At 73.9% G+C, this 22882-nt stretch carries 18 protein-coding genes and 5 tRNA genes; 13 read left to right on the forward strand and 10 right to left on the reverse strand.

What is annotated here, in order from left to right; genetic code table 11:
• Positions 1-54 precede the first annotated feature (54 nt).
• Positions 55-1218 (reverse strand): cytochrome P450, encoded by a 1164-nt coding sequence (locus tag J3R08_RS08030; RefSeq protein ID WP_174537630.1) that lies wholly within the window; start codon positions 1216-1218, stop codon positions 55-57.
• 9 nt (positions 1219-1227) lie between these two features.
• Positions 1228-1896 carry a methyltransferase gene (locus J3R08_RS08035; protein WP_209960538.1) on the reverse strand — a complete coding sequence of 223 codons (669 nt, stop codon included), beginning with the start codon at positions 1894-1896 and terminating at the stop codon, positions 1228-1230.
• A 189-nt stretch (positions 1897-2085) separates the two neighbouring features.
• Here J3R08_RS08035 and J3R08_RS08040 point away from each other — a divergent pair, with 189 nt between their 5' ends.
• Positions 2086-2913, forward strand: coding sequence for a hypothetical protein (locus J3R08_RS08040; protein WP_064447271.1), 828 nt, complete (start codon positions 2086-2088; stop codon positions 2911-2913).
• Between the two features lie 39 nt (positions 2914-2952).
• On the opposite strand, the gene J3R08_RS08045 is transcribed toward J3R08_RS08040, so the two are convergent.
• On the reverse strand, positions 2953-3555 hold the full coding sequence (locus tag J3R08_RS08045) for a TetR/AcrR family transcriptional regulator (protein WP_043330511.1): 603 nt from the start codon (positions 3553-3555) through the stop codon (positions 2953-2955).
• Positions 3556-3830: 275 nt separating this feature from the next.
• Here J3R08_RS08045 and J3R08_RS08050 point away from each other — a divergent pair.
• The 6 genes from J3R08_RS08050 to J3R08_RS08075 all read left to right on the forward strand — a co-directional run bounded on the left by J3R08_RS08050 (position 3831) and on the right by J3R08_RS08075 (position 7300).
• Positions 3831-3903: transfer RNA gene (locus J3R08_RS08050), tRNA-Gly, on the forward strand.
• 34 nt (positions 3904-3937) lie between these two features.
• Positions 3938-4008: transfer RNA gene (locus J3R08_RS08055), tRNA-Cys, on the forward strand.
• Positions 4009-4020: 12 nt separating this feature from the next.
• A tRNA-Val gene (locus tag J3R08_RS08060) sits at positions 4021-4095 on the forward strand.
• A 111-nt stretch (positions 4096-4206) separates the two neighbouring features.
• Positions 4207-5025 (forward strand): isocitrate lyase/phosphoenolpyruvate mutase family protein, encoded by an 819-nt coding sequence (locus J3R08_RS08065; RefSeq protein ID WP_209960539.1) that lies wholly within the window; start codon positions 4207-4209, stop codon positions 5023-5025.
• A 124-nt stretch (positions 5026-5149) separates the two neighbouring features.
• Positions 5150-6535, forward strand: a complete 1386-nt coding sequence (locus tag J3R08_RS08070) for a response regulator transcription factor (RefSeq protein ID WP_209960541.1) — start codon at positions 5150-5152, stop codon at positions 6533-6535.
• 96 nt (positions 6536-6631) lie between these two features.
• Complete coding sequence (locus J3R08_RS08075; protein WP_209960543.1) at positions 6632-7300, forward strand: hypothetical protein; 669 nt, start codon at positions 6632-6634, stop codon at positions 7298-7300.
• Positions 7301-7376: 76 nt separating this feature from the next.
• Here the strand turns inward: J3R08_RS08075 and J3R08_RS32625 are convergent, their stop codons facing one another.
• Positions 7377-7622 (reverse strand): DUF6458 family protein, encoded by a 246-nt coding sequence (locus J3R08_RS32625; protein WP_158559994.1) that lies wholly within the window; start codon positions 7620-7622, stop codon positions 7377-7379.
• 159 nt (positions 7623-7781) lie between these two features.
• Between J3R08_RS32625 and J3R08_RS08085 the strand changes: the two genes are divergently transcribed.
• The 3 genes from J3R08_RS08085 (at position 7782) to J3R08_RS08095 (ending at position 9740) form a co-directional block, all read left to right on the forward strand.
• Positions 7782-7854: transfer RNA gene (locus tag J3R08_RS08085), tRNA-Gly, on the forward strand.
• An 11-nt stretch (positions 7855-7865) separates the two neighbouring features.
• Positions 7866-7937 (forward strand) — tRNA-Val (locus J3R08_RS08090).
• A gap of 153 nt (positions 7938-8090) precedes the next feature.
• A complete protein-coding gene (locus J3R08_RS08095; protein ID WP_209960545.1) occupies positions 8091-9740 on the forward strand; it encodes a PKD domain-containing protein in 1650 nt (549 codons plus the stop codon).
• A 64-nt stretch (positions 9741-9804) separates the two neighbouring features.
• Here the strand turns inward: J3R08_RS08095 and J3R08_RS08100 are convergent, their stop codons facing one another.
• Positions 9805-10380 carry a hypothetical protein gene (locus J3R08_RS08100; RefSeq protein ID WP_209960548.1) on the reverse strand — a complete coding sequence of 192 codons (576 nt, stop codon included), beginning with the start codon at positions 10378-10380 and terminating at the stop codon, positions 9805-9807.
• A 1028-nt stretch (positions 10381-11408) separates the two neighbouring features.
• On the opposite strand from J3R08_RS08100, the gene J3R08_RS08105 reads away from it, so the two are divergent.
• Complete coding sequence (locus J3R08_RS08105; protein WP_209960550.1) at positions 11409-12410, forward strand: NAD-dependent epimerase/dehydratase family protein; 1002 nt, start codon at positions 11409-11411, stop codon at positions 12408-12410.
• Between the two features lie 51 nt (positions 12411-12461).
• On the opposite strand, the gene J3R08_RS08110 is transcribed toward J3R08_RS08105, so the two are convergent.
• Positions 12462-13436, reverse strand: a complete 975-nt coding sequence (locus J3R08_RS08110; protein WP_064447202.1) for a hypothetical protein — start codon at positions 13434-13436, stop codon at positions 12462-12464.
• Positions 13437-13622: 186 nt separating this feature from the next.
• Between J3R08_RS08110 and J3R08_RS08115 the strand changes: the two genes are divergently transcribed.
• Positions 13623-14261, forward strand: coding sequence for a response regulator transcription factor (locus J3R08_RS08115; protein ID WP_013284884.1), 639 nt, complete (start codon positions 13623-13625; stop codon positions 14259-14261).
• Positions 14262-14268: 7 nt separating this feature from the next.
• On the opposite strand, the gene J3R08_RS08120 is transcribed toward J3R08_RS08115, so the two are convergent.
• Positions 14269-15936 carry a GAF domain-containing sensor histidine kinase gene (locus tag J3R08_RS08120; protein WP_176722880.1) on the reverse strand — a complete coding sequence of 556 codons (1668 nt, stop codon included), beginning with the start codon at positions 15934-15936 and terminating at the stop codon, positions 14269-14271.
• Positions 15937-16029: 93 nt separating this feature from the next.
• Positions 16030-17067, reverse strand: a complete 1038-nt coding sequence (locus J3R08_RS08125; protein WP_245254686.1) for a nitroreductase — start codon at positions 17065-17067, stop codon at positions 16030-16032.
• Between the two features lie 91 nt (positions 17068-17158).
• Here J3R08_RS08125 and J3R08_RS08130 point away from each other — a divergent pair, with 91 nt between their 5' ends.
• On the forward strand, positions 17159-19507 hold the full coding sequence (locus J3R08_RS08130) for a heavy metal translocating P-type ATPase (RefSeq protein ID WP_187694496.1): 2349 nt from the start codon (positions 17159-17161) through the stop codon (positions 19505-19507).
• A 6-nt stretch (positions 19508-19513) separates the two neighbouring features.
• On the opposite strand, the gene J3R08_RS08135 is transcribed toward J3R08_RS08130, so the two are convergent.
• A complete protein-coding gene (locus J3R08_RS08135; RefSeq protein WP_209960554.1) occupies positions 19514-20377 on the reverse strand; it encodes a universal stress protein in 864 nt (287 codons plus the stop codon).
• A complete protein-coding gene (locus J3R08_RS08140; protein ID WP_209960555.1) occupies positions 20374-22776 on the reverse strand; it encodes a phosphoketolase in 2403 nt (800 codons plus the stop codon). Before J3R08_RS08140 ends, J3R08_RS08135 begins: the two co-directional genes overlap by 4 nt.
• Between the last annotated feature and the right edge of the window lie 106 nt (positions 22777-22882).

Genomic DNA, 22882 nt, shown 5'->3' on the forward strand with positions numbered 1-22882 from the left:
CGCGGCGGTGGCGCCACACTGCCGTCGAACGGCAACGGCCGACACCGACTTTCGTCAGGTGCGACGGACCACGAACGCGTCGGGCATCCGGAACGTCAGGTTGTCCGGGCACCACGGCGGACGCACCACCGTCACGCCGTCGAGCAGCGCGGTGGCCTCGGCGACCACCACGGCGGCCTCCATCCGGGCCAGCTGCGCGCCGACGCAGCGGTGCGGCCCGGCGCCGAACGCCAGGTGCCGCCGCGAGCCGGGCTGCCCCGGGCGGAACTCGCCCGGCGCGCCGACCACCGCCGGGTCGCGCCCGGCGCGGGCCAGCCACGCCACCACGCTGGTGCCCGCCGCCACCGGCAGCTCGCCGAGCGTCGTGTCGACCGCCGCCACCCGCCGCCACGTGACGATCGGCGGCTCCAGCCGCAGCCCTTCCTCGACCACGTCGTCCACCGCGACAGTGCCGGTGCGCAGGCCGGCCCGTACCGCCGGTTCGCCGGACAGCCGGTGCAGCAGCAGGGTCAGGAACTGCGAGGTGGTCTCCTGGCCGGCGACCAGCAGGAAGAACAGCGCGCCGACGACCACGTCGGGGGAGTGCCCGGCGTCGCGCAGCCGCGCGGCGAGCCCGCCCCCGGTCGCGGCGAACTCCCGCAGCACGGTGTGGAACCGGCCCACCTCGGCAGCCAGCGCGAGCTGCCGGGCGGAGTCCAGCGGCGCCCAGAACAGCTCCAGCGCGGCCCGGGCGAAGTCCTTCACCGCGCCGACCGGCGCGTCCGGCAGCTCGACCAGCCGGGCCAGCACCAGCAGCGGCAGGTCGGCGGCGAGCCCGGCGTACAGGTCGACCGGGCGGCCCTCGTCCAGCGTCGCCGCCAGCCCGGCCACCCGCTCCCGGACCAGCCCGGTCAGCCACTGGCGCTGGGCCGCCACCCGGTGCGGGTGCAGCGCGTCGGCGACGATGCCGCGGATCTCCGGGTGGCTGGCGCCGCCGTTGTTCGCCAGCGTCGGCGGCAGCCGGAACCGGTGCCCGGCGAGCACCCGCAGGGCGGCCACCGGGATCGGCGTGACCGCGTCGAGCGCGTTGTCCGGCCGGAACGTCACCGGATCGGTGAGCACCTTGCGTACGAGCGCGTGCCGGGTCACCACCAGGTGCGGCACGCCGACGTGGTCGACAACGGTGGCCACGTCCGGCCACTGCCCGTCGACGGACTCCCCCCAGCCCCGGAACAGCACGCGGTAACGCTAGCGGCGGGCGCCCGGCGGGTTCGGGTCCAGCTCCCACACGGTGGCGTGCTTCACCCGTACGCTCTCCAGCGCCTCGGACACCGGCACGTCGTACGCGGCCAGCTCGTGGAAGCGCTCGCGGGGCAGGAACGCCCGGCCCGGGTCGCCCACCAGCACCCGGGCGCCGGCGCGGGCGGCCCGGAGCAGGAAGCGCAGCATCCGGCGGGCCATCGCCTCGCTGTAGAAGACGTCCCCGGCCAGCACCACCTCGGCGTCGCCCGCGTCGGCGTCGAGGATGTCGCCGAGTTCGGCGTCGACGCGTACCCCGTTGGCCTCGGCATTGAGCGCGACGGCCGCGACGGCCCGCTCGTCCACCTCGACCGCCCGGACGGCGGCCGCGCCGGCGCGGGCGGCGGCGATGGCGACCAGGCCGGAGCCGGAGGCCAGGTCGAGCACCCGGCGGCTGGCGACCACCTCGGGGTGGTCGGTGACGTAGCGGGCCAGGCCCTGCCCGCCGGCCCAGGCGAACGCCCAGAACGGCGGCGGCTGGGCGCTGCGGAACTCGCCCTCGGTCAGCTCCCACAGGCCGATCGGCTCGTCGGCCTGGTGCAGGCGCACCTCGGGTACGAACGCCACGGGGGCGAGGCGGGCGTGCAGCCGGACGAACGCGGCGGACAGCTCGGACACCGGAGAATTGTGTCCCACCCGCCGGCCGGGCCCGATCCCGGGCGTGTCGCGGCAGGGCCGTGACCGGTTCACCACGCTCGGTGAAATGGCCCCCGTGTTGTGGCGTTGGATGCGAACACGCCCGTCTACCGGCGTGCCCGGCGCGCTCCTAGCGTTGCCTGTGGACACGACCGAGGGTGAGGAGGCGTGGTGAGCGGGTGGCGGCACGCGCTACGGATCGGACTGGTGCTGACCTTCGTGGCCGGGACCGGGTACGGGGGAGCCCTGCCCGCGCGGGCGGCGGCGGCCTTCTCCACCGAGTTGAGCGGTCTGCCGGACGAGTTCACCGCCGGGAACCGGGTGGAGACTCTGTCCGCCGTGGTGTCCCGCTCCGACGGGGGCGGCTGTGTCAAGGTGCGCTGGTCGATGTTGGTGCGGGTGCAGGGCCTGCGGCTGGACCAGCTCAAGGTGGACCGGGTGGAGGACAGCGGGTCGTTCCCGCTGGAGATCCGCACCGAGGGAGACACCGCCCGGCTCACCGACCGGCAACTCGACCCGGGTGTGCTCTGCCCGGGCCGGACCGTGACCGCCCGCTACCGGGTGGCGTTCGCCGAGGACGTCGCGCGCGGCCGGGTGAGTTTCGCCGCCGAGGCGTACGACCCGCAGTTGCGGCTGCTGGCCCGGCGGACCGCCTCGCGTGAGGTGGTGGGGGAGGAGGCTTCGCCGACGCCGGCGCCCACCAGCGCGGAGCCCTCGGAGACGCCGAGCGAGGAGCCACCCACCGACGACCCGGTGACCGACGAGCCGACCGACGCGGCAGTGGTGGAGCCGCCGCCGCCCGGTGGTGTGGCCGGACGCCCGGTCGCGGACAGCGGCGGCTTCGGCCTCGTGCAGGCGGCGTTCCTGCTCGGCGGGCTGCTGCTGTTCCTCGGCGCCGGGTTGCTGCTGCGGATGCGCCGCCTGCTGCGCCCGGCCGCCGTCACCGAACCGGAAACCCTGCCACCGCCCTTCGAGCGCCCCCGCCCGACCTGGCCCTGACCGGCGGACCCGCCTGCGCGGGCCGGGGGCGGGGCCCGGTCAGTCGAGCTGACTGGGTTCGAGGCCCAGTTCGCGGGCGGCGACGAGGCGGATCCACTCGGCGATCTGGCGGCGCGTGATCACCCGCTCGTGCACCGCGAGCTGGACCGCGAGGCCGTCCATCACCGCGCTGATCCGCCAGGCCGCGCCGGCCGGGTCGGGGCAGTCGAACGTGCCCTCGGCGACCCCGTCCGTGATCAGCGCGGCCAGGTCCTGCCGCCACCGCAGGTCCAGCCGCCGGGAGAGCTTCTCCAGTTCCGGGGTACGCAGCGACTCCGCCCAGCCGTCGATGCGCATCGACCAGGAGGTGGCCCGGCCGGCCGGCGCGTACAGGCGCAGCATGCGGCGCAGCTTCGCCAGCGGCGGCGCGGAGGAGCGGAGCACCGCGTCGAGCTTGGCCAGGTCCTGCTCGACGGCGTACGCGAACGCCTGCGCGAGCAGTCGGTCCTTGGTGGCGAAGTGGTAGAACACGAGCGCCTGGCTCACCCCGGCGGCCTCCGCCACGTCGGCCGTGCGGGTGTTGGCGAGCCCTCGCTCCGCGATCACCTCACAGGCCGTACGCAGCAGCGCGTCCAGGCGGATCTCGGCGGCTCGTCTCGTCACGGCGTTACGGTAACCCATCCGCATGACCACGGGGAGTTACCGAAGCGGCTGGTCGGCGGGCGGGCAGTCGGATGCCGGACACTCGACGCGCCGGTCTGCTTCCGCAGGTGGGAGCGCTCGCCGGTGCTCTCGGACGGAAGCCACCCAGGCTCCTAGGAAGCCGAGGGGGAGCGGGGTCCGCCACCACCGGACGCGCCGGAAACGGAACCCGATTTGGCAACCGTTCCCGGGCTCGGCTAAAGTTCTCATCCGTCACCGGATAACACCGGGGGCGTGCGGACGTAGCGCAGCTGGTAGCGCATCACCTTGCCAAGGTGAGGGTCGCGGGTTCGAATCCCGTCGTCCGCTCGGAGATGCCGCCACGCAGTTCGGGGGCAACCTCGGTGGAGTGGCCGAGAGGCGAGGCAACGGCCTGCAAAGCCGTGTACACGGGTTCAAATCCCGTCTCCACCTCGCAGTAGACGAGGGCGATTGGCGCAGTGGGAGCGCGCTTCCTTGACACGGAAGAGGTCACTGGTTCAAACCCAGTATCGCCCACCAGCGGAAAGGCCGTGTCGATCATTCGACACGGCCTTTCTCGTCGCCATCGATCAGTCCAGTGCCGCGCCGCTGGCCATTGCCGCACCCGCGTGCCCCACCCAGACTGGCCCGGTGGACGATCAACAGACCCGAGCCCAGCGGTTCCGCGCCCTGCACCGGCCCGGTGACCCACTGATCCTGGCCAACGCCTGGGACGCGGTCAGCGCCCGGCTCGTCGCCGCGGCCGGCGCCCACGCGATCGCGACCACCAGCGCCGGCGTCGCCTGGAGTCGCGGCGCCCCCGACGGCGACCTGCTCGCCCGCGACACCGCCGTCGACGTCATCCGCCGCGTCGCCGACGCGGTCCGCCTTCCGGTCACCGCCGACATCGAATCCGGGTACGGCGACAACCCCGACCAGGTCGCCGAGACCGTCGCCGCCGTCCTCGCCGCCGGAGCCGTCGGCGTCAACGTCGAGGACGCCCGGCACGACGGCGGCGGTCCGCTGCGCCCGATCCACGAGCAGGTCGCCCGGCTCGCCGCGGTCCGGGCCGCCGCCGACCGCGCCGGCATCCCGCTGTACGTCAACGCCCGCGTCGACACGTACCTGCGGGGCGCCGGGGGCGTACCGGAGACGGTCGAGCGCGCCGAGGCGTACCTGGCCGCCGGCGCGGACGGGATCTTCGTACCCGGAACCGTGGAGCCGGAGACGGTGGCCGCGCTGACGGCGGCGATCCCGGCCCCGCTGAACGTGCTGGCCGGGCCGGGCGCGCCGCCGGTGGCCGAGCTGGCGCGGCTCGGGGTGGCCCGGGTGAGCCTCGGCCCGGCGCTGGCCGAGACGGCGTACGCGGTGGTCCGGCGCGCGGCGGCGGAGGTGCTCGGCGCCGGGACGTACGAGGCGCTCGCCGGCGGGCTCGACTTCGGCGAGCTGAACGAGCTGATGCGCGACTGACCGGCCACGGGATCGACCTCGGGCGGGGGACCGGGTTGAATGTGCTGGTGGCCGTTGTCCCGCGTCCGAGCCGGCGGACGGCGACCGGCTGTCCCCGGCGCCCGTCCCGACGGGATCACCACGGATGACGGCGGTCGTCCGCCCGGTGCCCGCGCTGCGGAGCCTGGCCGTCCTCACCGCCGCCACGGCGACCCTCGGCGTCGCGGCGCTCGCCGTCCTGGGCGCGGCCGGGCACGGCGGTTTCGCGAGCGACCCGGTCGGCGCCATTGCCCTCGCGACGGCAGCCGTGGTCACCGCGCTCGCCGCGCTCCGGCTCAGCCGGTCGGGTCACCGTGCCGCCGGCCGGCTGGCGGCCGGGCTCGCCGCGTCGCTGCTGGCGTATCTGGCGCTCGCCGTCGTCGCGGTGGCCGCCGTCGCGGCCGGACACCCGTGGGCCGGGCCGGCCGTCGCGGCGTGGAACTCGGCGTGGATCCCGCCGCTGGCACTCCTTCAGCTGACGGCCTCGGCCGCCGTCCGCACCGGCGACGCCGTCCCGTGGACGCACCGGCTCGTGGGCCTCACTCTGGGCGTGGCCACGCTCGTCAACGCGCTGCTGACCACGGCGACCCAGCCGTTCGCGGGGGTTCCGACGATCGCCGCGGAATCCTGGCGTACCGCGCTCGCGCCGGTCGGCGCCGCCGTCACCCTGCTGGCAGCGGTGGCGCTGTTCCTGCTCCCGGTGACGCTCTGGCGGGCCGCTCTCGGATCGCACCACGCCGTCCGGGCGCGACTCGGCGTGGCCGCGGCGGCCACCACCGCCGCGCCGCTGACAGTCGTCTTCTGCCTGCTGCTCGCCGTCGCCCGCACGCCCGGCGACGTCGAACCGTCGCTGGGCTCGGTCGCCTTCCTGGTGGCGCTGGCCGGGGCCGCCGTGTTCGCCGCCGCGTGCGCGGTCACCGCCGCCCGCGGCGCCACCGAGCCGCGCCGGGTCGGCGCCGTGGTGCGCGGCGCCGGCCTGGCCGCCGCGGCCCTGCTGGTGGTCGGCGTCGGCACACTCGTGGCCGCTCCCGGGACGTCCCTCGGCCCGACCTCGGTCGCCCTGGTCGTGTCGGCGCTGACCGTCGCCGTCGTCGGCGGGGCGTGGGCCGGCACCGGCCGGCTGTCGGCGCTGCTCACCGCCGCGCCGACAGCGCCGGTGACGCCGCGAGGCGGCGCAGAGGGTACGACGGGAGGCGGTGCGGCGGAGACGACGAACGTCATCGAGCCGGCGGCCCCGGCCAGGGCGGCGGTGGATGCCGCGGGCCCGGTGTCGGTCGGCGGGCTGACGGCGCGTGAACGGGAGGTGCTCGCCGCGCTCGCCGACGGCGCCAGCAACGCGGGGATCGCCGCGCAGCTGGTGGTCTCCGAGCGGACCGTCGACGCCCATCTGCGCGCGATCTTCGTCAAGCTCGACCTGACGCCCGGCGGCGGCACGAACCGTCGGGTGCGGGCCGCGCGGATCTGGCTGGAGCACGCCCGACAACCGCGTTGAGCAGGGATTTTCCGAAGATAGGTGCTGAGGCCGATGCCCGCGCGGGCGGTACCTCGGCACGGTGGGGCGACACCTGAATCGACGGAGGCTCTCATCGTGCCCGTACCGAAGTTGCGCCGTGCCGCGCTCGTCGCCCTTTTCGTCCTGCTCCTGGCGTCCCTGGCCGGACGGACCGTCTTCATGTTGTGGGAGCCGCCGTTCGACGGCGCGATCCACTACGACGACGTCCGCGAGCTGGGGTCCGCGTACTGGCCGATGAACCTCTACCTGGGCGGGCCCGCGTACGCGGTGTCCTGGATCGCCGCGGCGGTGTTCATCGTCGGGCTGGCCCGGGGCCGCGCGGGCGTGCTGAACCTGGTGGGTGCCTTCCTGGCCGGCCTCGGCGGCGTGGTGTTCGCGCTGGCGATCACCGCGGAGGTGCTGCCGTTCGCCTACGCCGCCGACCCGGCGGTCGTGCCGGAGGCGCAGGGACGGGCGCTGTTCGACGTGTTCAACGACCAACTGGACGAGCTGCTCCCGGCCGTCCTCGGCAGCCAGGTGGCGATCGTCCTCGGCATGGTCCTGGCGCTCGTCGGGATCCTGATCGGCCGGACCATGCCGCGTCCGCTGGTCGTCGCCGCGCTCGTCTACGTGGTGGCGTTCGTGCTGGTGCCGCAGGACGCCGCTCGCGCGGTGGTCGTCGCGAGCTACCTGGCGCAGGTGGCGCTGGTGGCTGCGATCGGCTGGTACGGGCTGCGCGCCGCCACCGACGGCGAGCGGGCATAGCAGACCGGACCGGCCGGATGTTCGATCCGGCCGGTCCGGTCCCGGGACCGATCAGCTCCGTCGGCCCCGCTCACGATCACATGGGCGGCGCGACGTCCCGGCGCTCCTCGACCCGGCGGTACTCCACCGGCTCGTCGGCGGTCGTGGCGACCACCTGACGGCGCCGGCCCCAGACCAGCGTGGTCATGATCAGGCCGAGGACGCCGGCCGCCATGAGGATCCAGCCGACGACGTCGAGGTCGACCCCGCCGACGCTGGCGTTGAGCGCGAACGTGAGGATCGCGCCGACCGCGATCAGGAAAATGCTCGTACCGATACCCACGACAGCCTCCTTCGGGGGGATGGTTGTGCTGTCACCGGCCTCAGTACCCCGGCGGTGAGCGGCGCAACCACACGGCCACCTGGCGCGGCGGGGGTCTGCCGCACGGCGATCTTGGCATCGGGTAGAGTTCACCCCGTCGCCGGCGCGAACCGGCGGCACGCGGACGTAGCGCAGCTGGTAGCGCATCACCTTGCCAAGGTGAGGGTCGCGGGTTCGAATCCCGTCGTCCGCTCGCGATTGCCCGGGCGATTGGCGCAGTGGGAGCGCGCTTCCTTGACACGGAAGAGGTCACTGGTTCAAACCCAGTATCGCCCACCGAGAGTCACCACGCCGCCGGTCGACAGGCGGTCGTCTCCCACCGGACAGCCGGCACCGGCTACATCGGTCTCCCAGGTCCACCGTGCGGATTATTCTGCCGCTGCCATCGCGCGTGTCACTGTGAGGCCCGATGCGCAGGGAGGCGGTCACATGGCAACGATCGAGCGGGGACGGTGGCGGCGGACGGCCGCACGATTAGGGGTGGCGACTGTCGTCGCGGCGGCCGGGGTGACGGTATCGGCCGCGCCCGCGCAGGCCACCGCGACGCGGACGGTGGCGTTCTACAGCATGGACGAGCCGGCGTCGTCGTCGACGGTGCTGACCGACTACAGCGGCAACGGCCGCCACGGCACGATCGGCGGTGAGGTGGTCACCGGCGCGCTCTACGCCGGGGCGACCGGTCACCGCTTCGCCACGCACCTGCCCACCGACAAGGAGTACGTCCCGGGCCACGTCGACCTGGTGCCGCACACCACCGACTTCAACCCGGACGCCGGGGACTTCTCGGTGACCATCCGTTACCGGACCACGTACTCCTTCGGCAACATCCTCCAGAAGGGACAGGGCAACACGGCCGGCGGCTACTGGAAGTTCGAGGCCCCGAACGGCAAGCCGAAGTGCCTGTTCCGGGGCGCGGACGGCGCCTCCCGTACCGGCTACACCGACGTGCCGATCTCCGACGGCCAGTGGCACACGATCACCTGCAACCGCACCTCCGCGTACGTGGAGATGTACGTCGACGGCGTGCGGACCAGCCGCCTCAACGGGCCGACCGGCACCATCGCGAACACCTGGCCGCTGTCCGTCGGTGGCAAGAGCCAGTGCGACGGTACGAAGGTCACCTGCGACTACTTCGCCGGCGACATCGACTACGTGAAGATCCTGAAGGGATCGGGCGGCCCCGCGAACCAGGCGCCGGTGGCCGCGTTGACGCCCACCTGCTCCGGGCTGGTGTGCACGTTCACCGGCGCGGGTTCCACCGACGCCGACGGCGCGATCCAGGACCACAGCTGGAACTTCGGCGACGGCGACACCACCGGCACCGCCTCCGTACCGACCACGTCGCACACGTACGCGGCGGCCGGCACCTACCCGGTCACGCTCACCGTCACCGACGACCGGGGCGCCACCGGCACCGCGACCGTCGAGGTTACTGTCGCGCCCGTACCGGAGCGGATCTCGTTCGTCGGCCAGGCCACCGCGAACGCCAACTGGACCAGCCACACCGTGACCGTCCCGGCGGGCGTGCAGGCCGGTGACATGCTGCTGCTCCTGCTCAGCCAGAACACGCACACCGGCACCGGCGAGCCGGCCGGCGTGACCGGCTGGAGCAGGCTCGACCGCCTCGACGGCGGCTTCGCCACCACCACCGCCTGGTGGAAGACCGCCGGGGCCGGTGACGCGGGCACTGCGGTCCGGGTGACGCTGGACAGTCAGGCGAAGGGCAACCTGGTGCTGGCCGCGTACCGGGGGGTGGCGCCCGGCGCGCCGGTCTTCACCCGGGCCACCGACCCGGCGAGCACCGCCACCCGCATCACCCCGTACGCGCCGGTGACCACCGCGCAGAGCTGGGCCGTGTCGTACTGGCTGCACGGCGACAGCACCTCCACCGCGCTGACCCCGCCGGCCGGCGTGGCGGTACGCAGCAACACCTCGCAGACCGGCGGCGGCCGGGTGACCGGCCTGCTCGCCGACTCGGCGAGCAGCGTGCCGACCGGCAGCTACGGCGGGCTCACCGCCACCGGGGCCGCGGCCAGCACGACCACGACCACCTGGACGTTCGTCCTGCCCCCGGCCTGACCCATCGGGTACGCGAAAAGGCCGGCACCCCGTTGGTGCGGGGTGCCGGCCTTCACGTTTTTTCTTACTTGTTCCAGTGCTGGGCGACGAGGTCGGCGGCCTGCTGCTCCCACTGGGCGTAGTGGTCCGGGTACGCGGACACCTGGACGGTCTGGGCGGCCTTGGTCAGCGGCATGTCCTGCCAGCCGTCGACCTGCTTCAGACCCTTCAGGAACGCGGTCGTGGAGTACTCGGGGTCGGTGATCTGCTCCACCGTGCCCCAACCGGAGGAGGGGCGCTGCTGGAACAGGCCCTGCGAGTCGTGGTCGTTACGGTCACCGAGGTGGCCGAGGTTCTCCAGCTTCGACTCCTGCAACGCGGTCGCGATCGACACGACCGCGGCACGCTCGTCCATGCCGGCCTTCTTCGTCGCCGCGATGATCGCCTTTACGTTCTTGGTCTGCTCGTCATTGAGGTCGATGCGGGACTGGTCGCCCTGCACGCCGTGCGGAATCAGCTTGTCGGACTGCACCGTGGCCGTGACCGGCTTGACGGCGTGGGTGGTGTCGGCCGCGTGGGCGGCGACCGGGCCGGCGAACACGCCACCGGTGAAAGCCAGACCAGCAATACCCAGGATGCTCTTACGCAGAATCGTGTTCATGATGGGGGCTCCATTCGGGGGTCGACGCACCCGTGGGGGACGGGATACGTGGGCACCGTCAGGCGCTCAAGAAAGTCTCAAGGGGATCCCGGCTGCTCGCGGGGCGGGGGCCTCTACGCGGCGCCGGAAGGATGTCCAACGACCTGCGACCCGGCATCATTCCCGGGCACCTCACACCACCCGGGCGCGGGTTCACGTCGTCGGAACCAGGCTCAACGACCCGCAGGCCGTGTTCCCTCAGCCGACCGCTCGGGGGCGGTCCTGCTCGGTCGTTCACCCGGTTACAACGCCCCGCACCCGCCCACGATTCCGCCACCAGAGTGCCGCCCACCACCCCCGAACCCGACACCCCGCCCACCACCGACCAGACACACCCACCCCACCCGGCACCTCGCTCTGCACAGGTGCTCAAGGAGTTTGCGGCCCTTTCCGGCACCCACGAGCACACAAACTCCTTGATCACCGCGATCTTGGAGTTGTGGCGCCTCACGAACGATGTCAAGCCGGGCATCCTGGGCACCACAACTCCAAGATCGAACAAGCCCTCCCCAGGCACCCCGCCATCGGTTGATCATGAGGTTGGCGGCGACAAACCGGACACCAAGTGCCGTCAACTTCATGATCGACGCCCTTGGGGCGGCTCGCGCGGGGCGGGGCGGGGCCGGATCGGACCGAAGGGCGGCGTAGTACCGCGTCGATCTTGCAGGTGCAGCCCTTCGGATGCCCCCGTTTGCGCGTTATGCGGGATACCGAAGTGCAAGATCGCGGAGGACTGGGGCGAGGGCTGTTTGAGAGGGCTCGGAAACCGCCGTGGTCTTGGGCGGGTGCGCCGATCTTGGAGTTGTGGTGCTTTGCGAAGGGTGTCAACCGGGCATACTGGGCACCATTACTCCAAGATCGGCGGACAAAGACATGCGCCGCCGCCCCGTCCGGGCCGAGCTGCCCTCGGACCGGGTTCTGCCGCTGGCAGATCCGCTCACCGTGAACAAGGGGCGCCATGGCCGGCGGGCGGCGGCAGGCTGGGACGCATGCGACTGCTGATGCTGGGTGGTACGGGCTTTGTCGGTGGTGCCGTGGTGGCCGAGGCGGTACGCCGCGACTGGCAGGTGACAGTGTTCAACCGGGGCGTACACGGGCAGGCGCCGCCCGGCGTACACCGGTTGCGGGGTGACCGGACGGCGCCGGACGGGCTGGCCGCGCTGGCCGGCGGCGAGTGGGATCTGGTGGTGGACACCTGGGACGGCGCGCCCCGGGCGGTCCGGGATGCGGCGTCGGCGCTCGTCGGCGCGGTGCCGCACTACGTCTACGTGTCCAGCGGCTCGGTGTACGCGCCACCCGTCGAGCTCGGCACCGGCGAGGAGGCGCCGACGGTGGCGGCGGACCCGGACGCCGACGACGGCGACTACTCGGAGAACAAGGCGGGCGGGGAACTCGCCGCCACGCGGGTGTTCGGTGACCGGGCGCTGCTCGTGCGCGCCGGGCTGATCCTCGGGCCGGGGGAGGACATCGGGCGGCTGCCGTGGTGGCTGAACCGGATCGCCCGGGGCGGGGACGTGCTGGCGCCCGGGCCGCGTGACCTGCCGATCCAGTACGTGGACGTCCGTGACCTGGCGACCTGGCTGCTGGACCGGGGGGCCGAGGGCGTCGGCGGGGCGTACAACGTGATCGGTCGCACCGGGCACGCGACGATGGGTGAGCTGCTCGACGCGGCGGTGGCGGCGACCGGGTCGGGCGCGACGCTGCGGTGGACGCCGCCGGAGCCGATCCTGGCGGCCGGGGTGGTGCCGTGGAACGACCTGCCGGTCTGGGTGCCGCGGGGGCACGAGTACCGGTGGTTGCAGGAGCGGAACGTCGAGCGGGCGTACGCGGCGGGGCTGGTGTGCCGGCCGGTGACCGAGACGGTCGCCGACACCTGGCGGTGGCTGCGCGAGGTGGGGCAGGTGCCGGCCCGGGCGGGGCGGCCCACGCGCGCGCCGGTCGGCCTGGCGCCGGAGCGGGAGGCCACCCTGCTGGCCTCGCTCCCGGCCTGAACCGGCACAGAAGGGGCCGTGCGGCCGGCCTGACCCGCGGAGGGGTTCGGGTCAGGCCGGCACGACCGGCAGGTCGAGCACTTCCTCGACCGGGCGACGCGGGGTGGCGCGGCCCGGCTGGCCGTACCCGATCCGCATCACCATCTGCGGGGTGCCGAACCGGCCCAGCGACATCCGCAGCGCCTCCCGGGCGGCCGGCACCTCGATCGGCTGGGACAGCATCGACGCGCTGAGCCCGGCGTCGGTGGCGGTGAGCAGCACCCGCTGCAACGCCTGCCCGGCGAGGATCTGGTCGGCGGAGGTGTTGCCGGCCGAGCCGAGCACCGCGACGAGCGGCTCCGGCTCGAAGTCGCGGCCGGGGGCGCGGTTGCGGCCGCCGAAGCCGCGCTGGGGAAGCAGGTCCTGCGGCTCGCTCTGCGGTCCGCCGGCGCCGGAGGGCACGCCGTCCGGGGCCGGCTCGGAGCGGATCCACTCGGCCCGCTCGGCCACGTACGCGGGGTCGCGTTCCAGCACCCGGTGGGCGCTGCGGGCGACCTCGGCGACCGCGTTCACCGCGCTGGTGCCGATCACCAGCTCCAGCCAGCACTGCTCGGCCCGGGCCGCCTCGCCGAGCCGCCAGCGGGCCTCGGCCGGCACCGGGTCCGGCCAGAACGGCGCGCGGTTGCTGAACCGGCGGTTGATCGCCCCGTACAGGCTCTGCTCGGTCGGGGTGGGGCGGCGCGGCACGTCCGGCACGAGCCGGGCCACGACGTCCGGGTCGGAGGGGTACGGGCGCAGCCGCACCGTGGCCGGGGTGCCCGCCACGGCGAGCGCGAGCCGCAGGTTGAACAGCGCCGCGCCGGCCGCCATGCGCGCGCCCCAGCCGGTCGGGTCGGTGGCGGGCAGGCCGCGCAGCGGGTCGACGGACACCTCGATGCCGCCGTCGACCACCCGGAACCGCCACGGCTGGGTGTTGTGCAGCGACGGCGCCCGGACCGCGTCGGCGACCGCGGCCCGCAGGTCCGCGGTGGTGTATTCGGTCGTCATGGTGGTGCTTCCTCTCGTGCGGCGCCGGCTCCCCCGTCCGGTACACCACTACGGTGCGTCAGCGGGCGGCGCGGTGAGCAGGGCCGGAGGTCCCCACCTGGGCCCGGCCGTCGGTCCCGGCCGGCGCGTGCAGGACGGGACTTTCGACCCGTGCTACTGACGCGGGAAAGCGGGTAGAAAGGACTGATGATCCGGGTGTTCCTGCTCGACGACCACGAGGTCGTCCGTCGTGGCCTTGCCGACCTGCTGCAGAGCAGCGGCGACATCGAGGTGGTCGGCGAGTCCGGCCTGGCCCAGGAGGCGGCGCGCCGCATCCCCGCGCTGCGCCCCGACGTGGCGATCCTCGACGCCCGGCTGCCCGACGGCAACGGCATCGACGTGTGCCGGGACGTCCGCGCCGTGGACTCCTCGATCAAGGGGTTGATCCTCACCTCGTACGAGGACGACGAGGCGCTGTTCGCGGCGATCATGGCGGGCGCCGCCGGGTACGTGCTCAAGCAGATCCGCGGCACCGACCTGGTGGACGCGGTCCGCCGGGTGGCGGCCGGGCAGTCCCTGCTCGACCCGGCGATCACCACCCGCGTGCTGGAGCGCATCCGCAGCGGCGTGGAGCAGCCCCGGGAGCTGAAGTCGCTCACCGAGCAGGAGCGGCGGATCCTGGAGTACGTGGCGGAGGGGCTCACCAACCGGGAGATCGCCGGGAAGATGTTCCTGGCCGAGAAGACGGTGAAGAACTACGTCTCCAGCGTGCTGGCGAAGCTCGGTCTGGAGCGGCGCACCCAGGCGGCGGTGCTGGCGACCCGGCTGCTCGGCAAGAACACCTGACGCCGCCTCAGCCGAGCGGGACGCTCCAGCGCACCTCGGTGCCGCGCGGCTCGGCCCGGCGCAGCGAGAACTCGCCGCCCAGCCGCTCGGCCCGCTCCCGCAGGTTGACCAGCCCGCTGCGGGCCGCCTCCGGGTCGCAGCCGATCCCGTCGTCGGTGACGGTGATCTCGACCCGGCCGGAGTCGACGCGTACGCGCACCGACACGCGGTCGGCCTGCGCGTGGCGTACCGCGTTGGACAGCGCCTCGCGCAGCACGGCGGTGAGTTCGCCGCGCAGCTCGTCCGGCACGGCGCTGTCGATCGGGCCGACCAGCTCCAGGTCGGGCCGGTAGCCGAGCGACTCGGCGGCCACTTCGATGGCCTCGCGGATCTCGGTGCGCAGCGCCGCGCTCATCGGGGTACGCAGCTCGAAGATGGTGCGGCGGATGTCGCGGATGGTGGCGTCCAGGTCGTCGACCGCCTGGTTGATCCGCTTGGCGGCCTCGGGGCGGGCGTTCATCGCGCCGCTCTGCAGTTGCAGGCCGGTGGCGAACAGCCGCTGGATCACCACGTCGTGCAGATCGCGGGCGATGCGTTCGCGGTCCTCCAGGACCACCAGCAGTTCCCGCTCCTCCTGCCCGCGGGCCCGTTCCATGGCCAGCGCGGCCTGCCCGGCGAAGCTGGCCAGCAGCGCGAGGTCGTCGTCGGCGGCGGGGCCGTGGTCGGGCCGGTAGCCGATCACCAGGACGCCGTGCAGGGTGTCGGCGGCGGCGAGGGGGGAGACCACTGCCGGGCCGGCGACCACGGGCCGGGGCCAGGGCGCCGCGGCGGCCAGGTTCTCCACCTGGTCGTGCCGGCCCGACGTGGCGGACGCGGCGAAACTGGTCTCGGCGGCCGGCAGCACCGCGCCGACCAGTTCCCGGGTGACCGGGTCGGCGCCGTCGACCACCTCGACGGTGAACTGCGCCTCGTCCTCGTCGTAGAGCAGCACCAACGCCAGCTCGGCCTCGGCGACCTCGCGGGCGCGGCGGGCCACCAGGGTCAGCGCGTCGGTGCGGCGTACCTCGCCGAGCAGCACCGAGGTGATCTCGGCGGCGGCGGCGAGCCAGCGTTCGCGCCGGTGCGCCAGCGCGTAGAGGCGGGCGTTCTCGATCGCCACGCCGGCCGCGGCGGCCAGCGCCACCACGATCTCCTCGTCGTCCTCGGTGAACTCGGCGGCGCCCTGCTTCTCGGCCAGGTAGAGGTTGCCCCAGACGTGGTCGCGGATGCGCACCGGCACGCCGAGGAAGCTGTGCATCGGCGGGTGGTGCGGCGGGAAACCGTACGAGTTGGGGTGCTTGGTGATGTCCGGCATGCGTACCGGCTTCGGCTCGTCGATGAGCAGGCCCAGCACGCCGCGGCCGTGCGGCAGCTCGCCGATCTTCGCGTGCAGCTCGGGGCTGATGCCGTGGACGATGAAGTCGTGCAGCATCCGGTCGGGGCCGATCACGCCCAGCGCGCCGTAGCGGGCGCCGGCCAGCTCGCACGCCGACTGCACGATCCGCTGCAGCGTGCTGCGCAGGTCGAGGTCGGAACCGATGCCGACGACGGCGTCCAGCAGCGCCCGGAGCCGCTCGCGGCTGGTCACCACCTCGCCGACGCGGTCGAGCATCTCCTGGAGCAGTTCGTCCAGGCGGACGCGGGACAGCGGGGTCAGCCCGAGCGACGGCGCGACGTGCTCGTGCTGGGGCTGGGGTGCGGCGGCCACCGGGCGATGGTATCGCCCGGCGGCCGCCCTGATCGAGACCGGTCAGGTGAGCCGGTCGCGGACCGCCGAGGTGTCGACGGTCTGCGCGACGTCCAGCCGGGGGGTGTGCGGCGGGCCGGCGTGGTTCGGGTCGGCCACACCCAGCCGCATGCTGATGTACGGGAACCCCAGGCCGGCGAGCATCTGGCGCAGCACCTCGCGGGTGCCCTCGACCTCCACCACGCCGGACAGCGGCACCAGCGACACCCCGTGCCGGGTGGCGGTGAGCCAGGCGGCGGAGAGGGCCTCACCGGCGCGCAGCCAGCTCATCAGCTCGTCGTCGGCGCCCCAGAGGATCCCGTACACGGCGGTCTTGTCGTGGCCGGGGCCGATCGGCAGCGATCCGGCGCGGCCGAAGTCGCGGGCCGGAACGGTCGTCTGGGGGGCCTGCTCGGGCAGCACCTCCGGCGGCAGCCCGGTGCCGGTGCCGGCCCGGCTGGTCCAGTACGCCAGTTCCTCGCGCAGTTCCGGGCTGTCCGCCTCGACGGCGGCGGCCTGCTGGGCGGCGGCGGCGAGCTGGATCTTCTGGGTGTCGTCGAGCAGTTGCAGGTTCACGCCTTCGCGGGTGGCGGCCCGGTCGATGTCATCGAGCGCGGCGGTCGGAATCGGCTCGTCGCTGACCGGCCGCCGGTCGGTGTGCCGGACCTGCATGCACTGCACGACGCGCATGGCGTCGGGGTCGGCTCCGGTGTGCTTCAGACTGGTGATCCGGGCCAGCAGGTCGGGTTCGGCCGGGTCGGGCAGCCGCTCCACCACCGGGGTCCAGCCCTCGGCGGCCAGCGCCACCCGGGCGTGGTGCAGCGCGGCGCCGCAGCTCACCACCAGCAGGTGACCCTCCGGGTCCATGGCGCTGAGGTGCCGTTCGCGTACCACCCGCAGCTCCAGCGCGTCGGGCAGGACCGTCCAGTGCCACGGCTGCGTGTTGTGCACCGAGGGAGCATGGCCGGCCATTCCGGCGGCCTCCGCGAGCGCGGTGGTCAACGGGCGATCGCCGGCCGGCGTCTCGTGGCTCATCGTCACGACCTTTCCTGTTTTCCCCATCGTGCCCCACGCCCGGGTGGGGACGCCGTTCCATCCCCCGGATTACCCGTGTCGGCCCGCCCGCCCCACGTCCGGCTGAGACGATCCACACGTGGGAAGCGAACCACGCGAGTGCGTACCCGAGCAGCCGGCCCGTGCCCGGCGGTGGGCGTGGGCCGAGTGGGCGCCGCTGGTGCTGCTCACCGCGGCCGTGCTGGCCGGGGCGGCGCTGTGGTTCGTGGGCGCGCACGACGCCGCCCGGCTGGTCTGGGCGGCGGTCACGGTGGTCGCGCTCGTCCCGGCCGCCTGGACCACGCTGCGCCAGCTCTGGCTGCGGCAGTTCGGCGTGGACGTCATCGCGGTGCTGGCGCTGCTCGGCGCGCTGCTGGTGCGGGAGTTCCTGGCCGGCGCCGTGATCGCGGTGATGGTCGCGACCGGGCGGGCGCTGGAGGAGTACGCCCAGCGCCGCGCCACCCGTGACCTGCGGGCGCTGCTGGAACGCGCGCCCCGGCAGGCGCGGCGGCGGACCCCGGACGGCGGGATCGAGGTGGTGCCGCTGGACCGCGTCGAGGTGGGGGACCGCCTCGTGGTCGGGCCGGGCGACGTGGTGCCTGTCGACGGTGTGGTCGAGGAGGCGGCCACGCTCGACGAGTCGGTGGTCACCGGCGAGTCGCAGCTGGTCACCCGCGCGGCGGGCGACGAGGTCGCCAGCGGCGTGGTCAACGCGGGCGCCGGGTTCGGGCTGCGGGCCCGCCGCAACGCGGCGGAGAGCACCTACGCCGGCATCGTCCGCCTGGCCGGGGAGGCCACCGCCCGCAAGGCGCCGATGGTACGGCTCGCCGACCGGTACGCCGCCGCGTTCGTGCCGTTCACGCTGGTGCTGGCGGGGCTGGCATGGCTGCTGTCCGGCGAGTTCACCAGGGCGGTGGCGGTGCTCGTGGTGGCCACCCCGTGCCCGCTGCTGCTGGCGACCCCGATCGCCGTGGTGTCCGGCCTGTCCCGGGTGGCCCGGCGCGGCGTGCTGGTGCGTGACGGTGGCTCGCTGGAGCAGCTCGGCCGCGCTCGTACGCTGCTGCTGGACAAGACCGGGACGCTCACCGCCGGGCGGCCCCGGGCGGCCGAGGTGGTGGTGGCGCCGGGCGGCGACCGGGACGAGGTGCTGCGGTTGGCCGCCTCGGTCGAGCAGCTCTCCCCGCACGTGCTGGCCGCCGCGCTGGTCCGGCAGGCCCGCGAGCGCGGGCTGGCGCTGGCCGAGCCGACCGATGTCACCGAGGAGCCGGGGCACGGCGTGAGCGGGCGCGTCGACGGGCGGACGGTGCACGTCGGGCAGTTCGCGGGTGAGCCGCCGGAGTGGGCGGGCCGGCTCGGTGAGCGCGCCGAACGGGCCGGGCGTTCCGCGGTCTGGGTCAGCGACGACCACGGGCCGCTGGGCGCGATCCTGCTGGAGGACCCGGTGCGCCCGGACGCCCGGCGGACCGTGCGGCGGCTGCGCGAGGCGGGCCTGACCCGGCTGGTGATGGTGACCGGCGACCGTCCGGGCACGGCCCGCCAGGTGGCGCAGATCGTGGGCGTGGACGACGTGATCGCGCGCTGCTCGCCGCAGGAGAAGGCCGAGCGGGTACGCGAGGAGTCGGCGCACGCGGTGACAGTGATGGTCGGCGACGGCGTGAACGACGCGCCCGCGCTGGCCGAGGCGCACGTCGGGGTGGCGATGGGCGCGACCGGGGCGACCGCCTCGGCCGACGTGGCGGACGCGGTGCTCACCGTGGACCGCCTGGACCGGCTCGCGGACGCGGTCGAGATCGCCCGGTACGCCCGCCGCATCGCGGTGCAGAGCGCCACCGTCGGGATGGGCCTGGCGGTGCTGGCGATGCTGGTGGCGGCCGCGGGCCGGCTGCCCCCGGTGGCCGGCGCGTTCCTGCAGGAGGGCATCGACGTCCTGGTGATCCTCAATGCGCTGCGCGCGCTCGGCGGTGGCCTGCGGCGGCGGGACCTGCCCCCGCACACGGCGGAGCTGATCGACAGGTACGCGGGCGAGCACGGTGGCATCCGGGACGTGCTGGCCCGGCTGCGGGACACCGCCGACATGGTGGCGACCCGACCGGACGACCCGGCGTGCCTGCCGGCGCTGCGGGAGGTGCACCGGCGTCTGGTCGACGAGGTGCTGCCGCACGAGGCGGCCGAGGACCGGCAGCTGTACCCGGCGCTGGCCGGGCCGCTCGGCAGCGACGAGGCGACCTCCACGATGAGCCGGGCGCACGTGGAGATCGTGCGGCTGGTGGAGCGGATCGGCGGGCATCTCACGGCGCAGCCGGACGGGCGGCTGCGCCGTGACGAGGTGCCGGATCTGCTCGCCGCGCTCTACGGCCTGGACGCGGTGCTGCGCCTGCACCTGGCGCAGGAGGAGGAGGACTACTTCTCGCTCAACCCGGAGGAGGGCTCCACCGCGTCCGGCCGCTGAGGGTGGTCAGCGCTCGCGTACCACGGCGACCGGGCAGTGCGAGTGCTGGATGAGCTGCTGGCTGACCGAGCCGAGCAGCATGCCGCGCAACCCGCCCCGGCCCCGGCTGCCGACCACCACGAGCTGTGCCGACCGGCTCGCCTCCACGAGCAGCGCCGACGGGCTGCCGGGAACGGCCTCGACCTCCACCGGCACGTCGGGGAAGCTCTCCCGCCAGGTGGCCAGCTCCGCCTCGGCGGCGGCCCGCTCGGCGGCGGCGGTCTCCTCCGGGTCGAAGCCCGGCGGCACCCACCTGTCGCCGGGCGGCTCCCAGGCCCGCAGCACCCGCAGCGGCACGTCCCGCTGGGCGGCCCGCTCGACCGCGAAGCCGAGCGCCCGCAGCGCCGTCTCCGAGCCGTCCGAGCCGACCACCACCGGCCCGGACGTGGCGGCCTGACCGTCGCGGACCACCACCACCGGGCAGTGGGCGTGCGCTGTCACCGAGACCGCTGTGGAGCCGGCGAGCAGCCCGCCGAAGCCGCCGTGGCCGCGGCTGCCGAGCACCAGCATCCCGGCCTCGGCGGACCGTTCCTGCAGCACCAGCGCGGGCGGGCCGTCGAACACCTCGCCGTGCACGGTCAGGCCGGGCCGGTCGGCGGCGGCGTCCGCCGCCGCCTTGCGGACCAGTTCCTCGACCTGCCGGCGGGCGGCCTCGTCCGGCCACACCCCCGGGGCCACCCCGGGACCGATCCAGCCGGTCACCGTCAACCACTCGAAGACGTACGCCAGCCGCACCGGCCAGCCCGAGCGGCCCGCCTCGTCCAGCGCCCAGTTCAGGGCGACAACCGCGTCAGGGGAGCCGTCGTACCCGACGAGGATCTCCTCGTTCATTCGCCACTCCTTACCGCCGGATCGTTCTCGCAGACCCAGCGCCACTCGGCGACGCGGGGGTCGTCCTCGCCGTAGCGCCGGGTGTAGTCGCGGCAGGACTGGCGGGCGTCCACCATGTCCTGACGCAGGTGCGCGGCCCGCGACCGCAGCCCCGGTACCCGGTCGATCACGTCGATGACCAGGTGGAAGCGGTCCAGGTCGTTGAGCATCACCATGTCGAACGGCGTCGTGGTGGTGCCCTCCTCCTTGTAGCCGCGTACGTGCAGGTTCTCGTGGTTGGTCCGGCGGTAGGTGAGCCGGTGGATCAGCCACGGGTAGCCGTGGTAGGCGAAGATCACCGGCCTGTCGCGGGTGAAGATGGTGTCGAACTCGTTGTCCGGCAGACCGTGCGGGTGCTCCGACGGCGGTTGCAGGCGCATCAGGTCGACCACGTTGACCACCCGCACCTTCAGGTCCGGCAGGTGCCGGCGCAGCAGGTCGACAGCGGCGAGCGTCTCCAGCGTCGGCACGTCGCCGGCGCAGGCGAGCACCACGTCCGGCTCGACGCCGTCGTCGGTGCTGGCCCAGTCCCAGATGCCCAGGCCGCGGCGGCAGTGCTGGATCGCCTCGTCCATCGTCAGCCAGTTCGGCGCGGGCTGCTTGCCGGCCACCACCACGTTGATGTACTGCCGGCTGCGCAGACAGTGGTCCATGGTGGACAGGAGCGTGTTGCCGTCCGGCGGCAGGTAGACGCGGACCACCTCGGCCTTCTTGTTCATCACGTGGTCGATGAAGCCCGGGTCCTGGTGCGAGAAGCCGTTGTGGTCCTGCCGCCACACGTGGCTGGACAGCAGGTAGTTCAGCGAGGCCACCGGCTCCCGCCACGGGATGTCCCGGGTCACCTTCAGCCACTTGGCGTGCTGGTTGACCATCGAGTCGACGATGTGGATGAACGCCTCGTAGCTGGTGAAGATGCCGTGCCGGCCGGTCAGCAGGTAGCCCTCCAGCCAGCCCTGGCACAGGTGCTCGGAGAGCACCTCCATCACCCGGCCGTCGGGGGAGAGATGGTCGTCACCGGGCACCTCCGCGCCGATGAACGCGCGGCCGGTCACCTCGAACGCCGCGCCGAGCCGGTTCGAGGCGACCTCGTCCGGGCCGAACAGGCGGAACGTCTCCGGGTTACGCGCGATCACGTCGCGGACCCAGGGGCCGAGCACACCGGTCGCGCCGGCCATCGGCTCGCCCGGCGTCGGCACGTCGACCGCGTAGTCGCGGAAGTCGGGCAGCTCCAGGTCGCGCAGCAGCCGGCCGCCGTTGGCCACCGGGTTCGCGCTCATCCGGCGGTCACCGGTCGGCGGCAGGTCGGCCACCTCGGCGACCGGGCCGCCGGTGGCGTCGAACAGCTCCTCCGGACGGTAGCTGCGCAGCCAGCGCTCCAGCTCGGCCAGGTGCTCCGGGTTGTCCCGGACGCCGGAGATCGGCACCTGGTGGGCGCGGAACGTGCCCTCGACCTGCTTGCCGTCGACCCGGGACGGCCCGGTCCAGCCCTTCGGCGTACGCAGGACGATCATCGGCCAGCGTGGGCGTTCCACGCGCTCACCGGAGCGGGCGCGGCGCTGGATCTCGCCGATCTCGTCGACCGCCCGGTCCAGCGTGGCGGCGAGCGACTGGTGCACTGTCGCCGGGTCGTCGCCCTCCACCACGTACGGCTGGTAGCCGAAGCCGCGCATCATCTCGCGCAGATCCACACGGGGGATCCGGTCCAGCACGGTCGGGTTGGCGATCTTGTAGCCGTTGAGGTGCAGGATCGGCAGCACCGCGCCGTCGCGGGCCGGGTTGAGGAACACGTTCGACAGCCAGCTCCCGGCCAGCGGGCCGGTCTCCGCCTCGCCGTCGCCGATCACGCAGGCCACCAGCAGGTCCGGGTTGTCGAACGCGGCGCCGTACGCGTGGCTCAGCGCGTACCCCAGCTCGCCGCCCTCGTGGATCGAACCCGGCACCTCCGGCGCCACGTGGCTCGGGATCCCGCCCGGGAAGGAGAACTGGCGGAACAGCCGCTGCATGCCGGTCTCGTCGCGGGGGATGTGGTGGTACAGCTCGCTGTAGGTGCCCTCCAGCCAGGTGTTCGCGACCAGCGCCGGGCCGCCGTGGCCGGGACCGGTGACGAAGATGGCGGACAGGTCCCGGTCGACGATGACCCGGTTGAGGTGCGTGTAGAGCAGGTTGAGCCCGGGGCTGGTGCCCCAGTGGCCCAGCAGGCGCGGCTTGACGTGCTCGGGTCTGAGCGGTTCGCGCAGCAGCGGATTGTCGAGCAGGTAGATCTGGCCGACGGTCAGGTAGTTCGCCGCCCGCCAGTAGGCGTCCAGCCGGCGCAACTCGTCCTCCGTCAGGGGGCTGTGCAGGTTCACCGCGGTGTCCATGCTGCCTTAGCCTCTCGTGGCTCGGGATCTGCTGCCACTCGGGGACCACGTCTTCTTCCCCGGCGGGTTCAGCTTCGCCCCGGTCCGGGGCCGCCGGTCAGGGCCG

The organism is Micromonospora sp. HB375, from assembly GCF_017872985.1.
In the GTDB taxonomy this organism is placed as follows: domain Bacteria; phylum Actinomycetota; class Actinomycetes; order Mycobacteriales; family Micromonosporaceae; genus Micromonospora; species Micromonospora chalcea.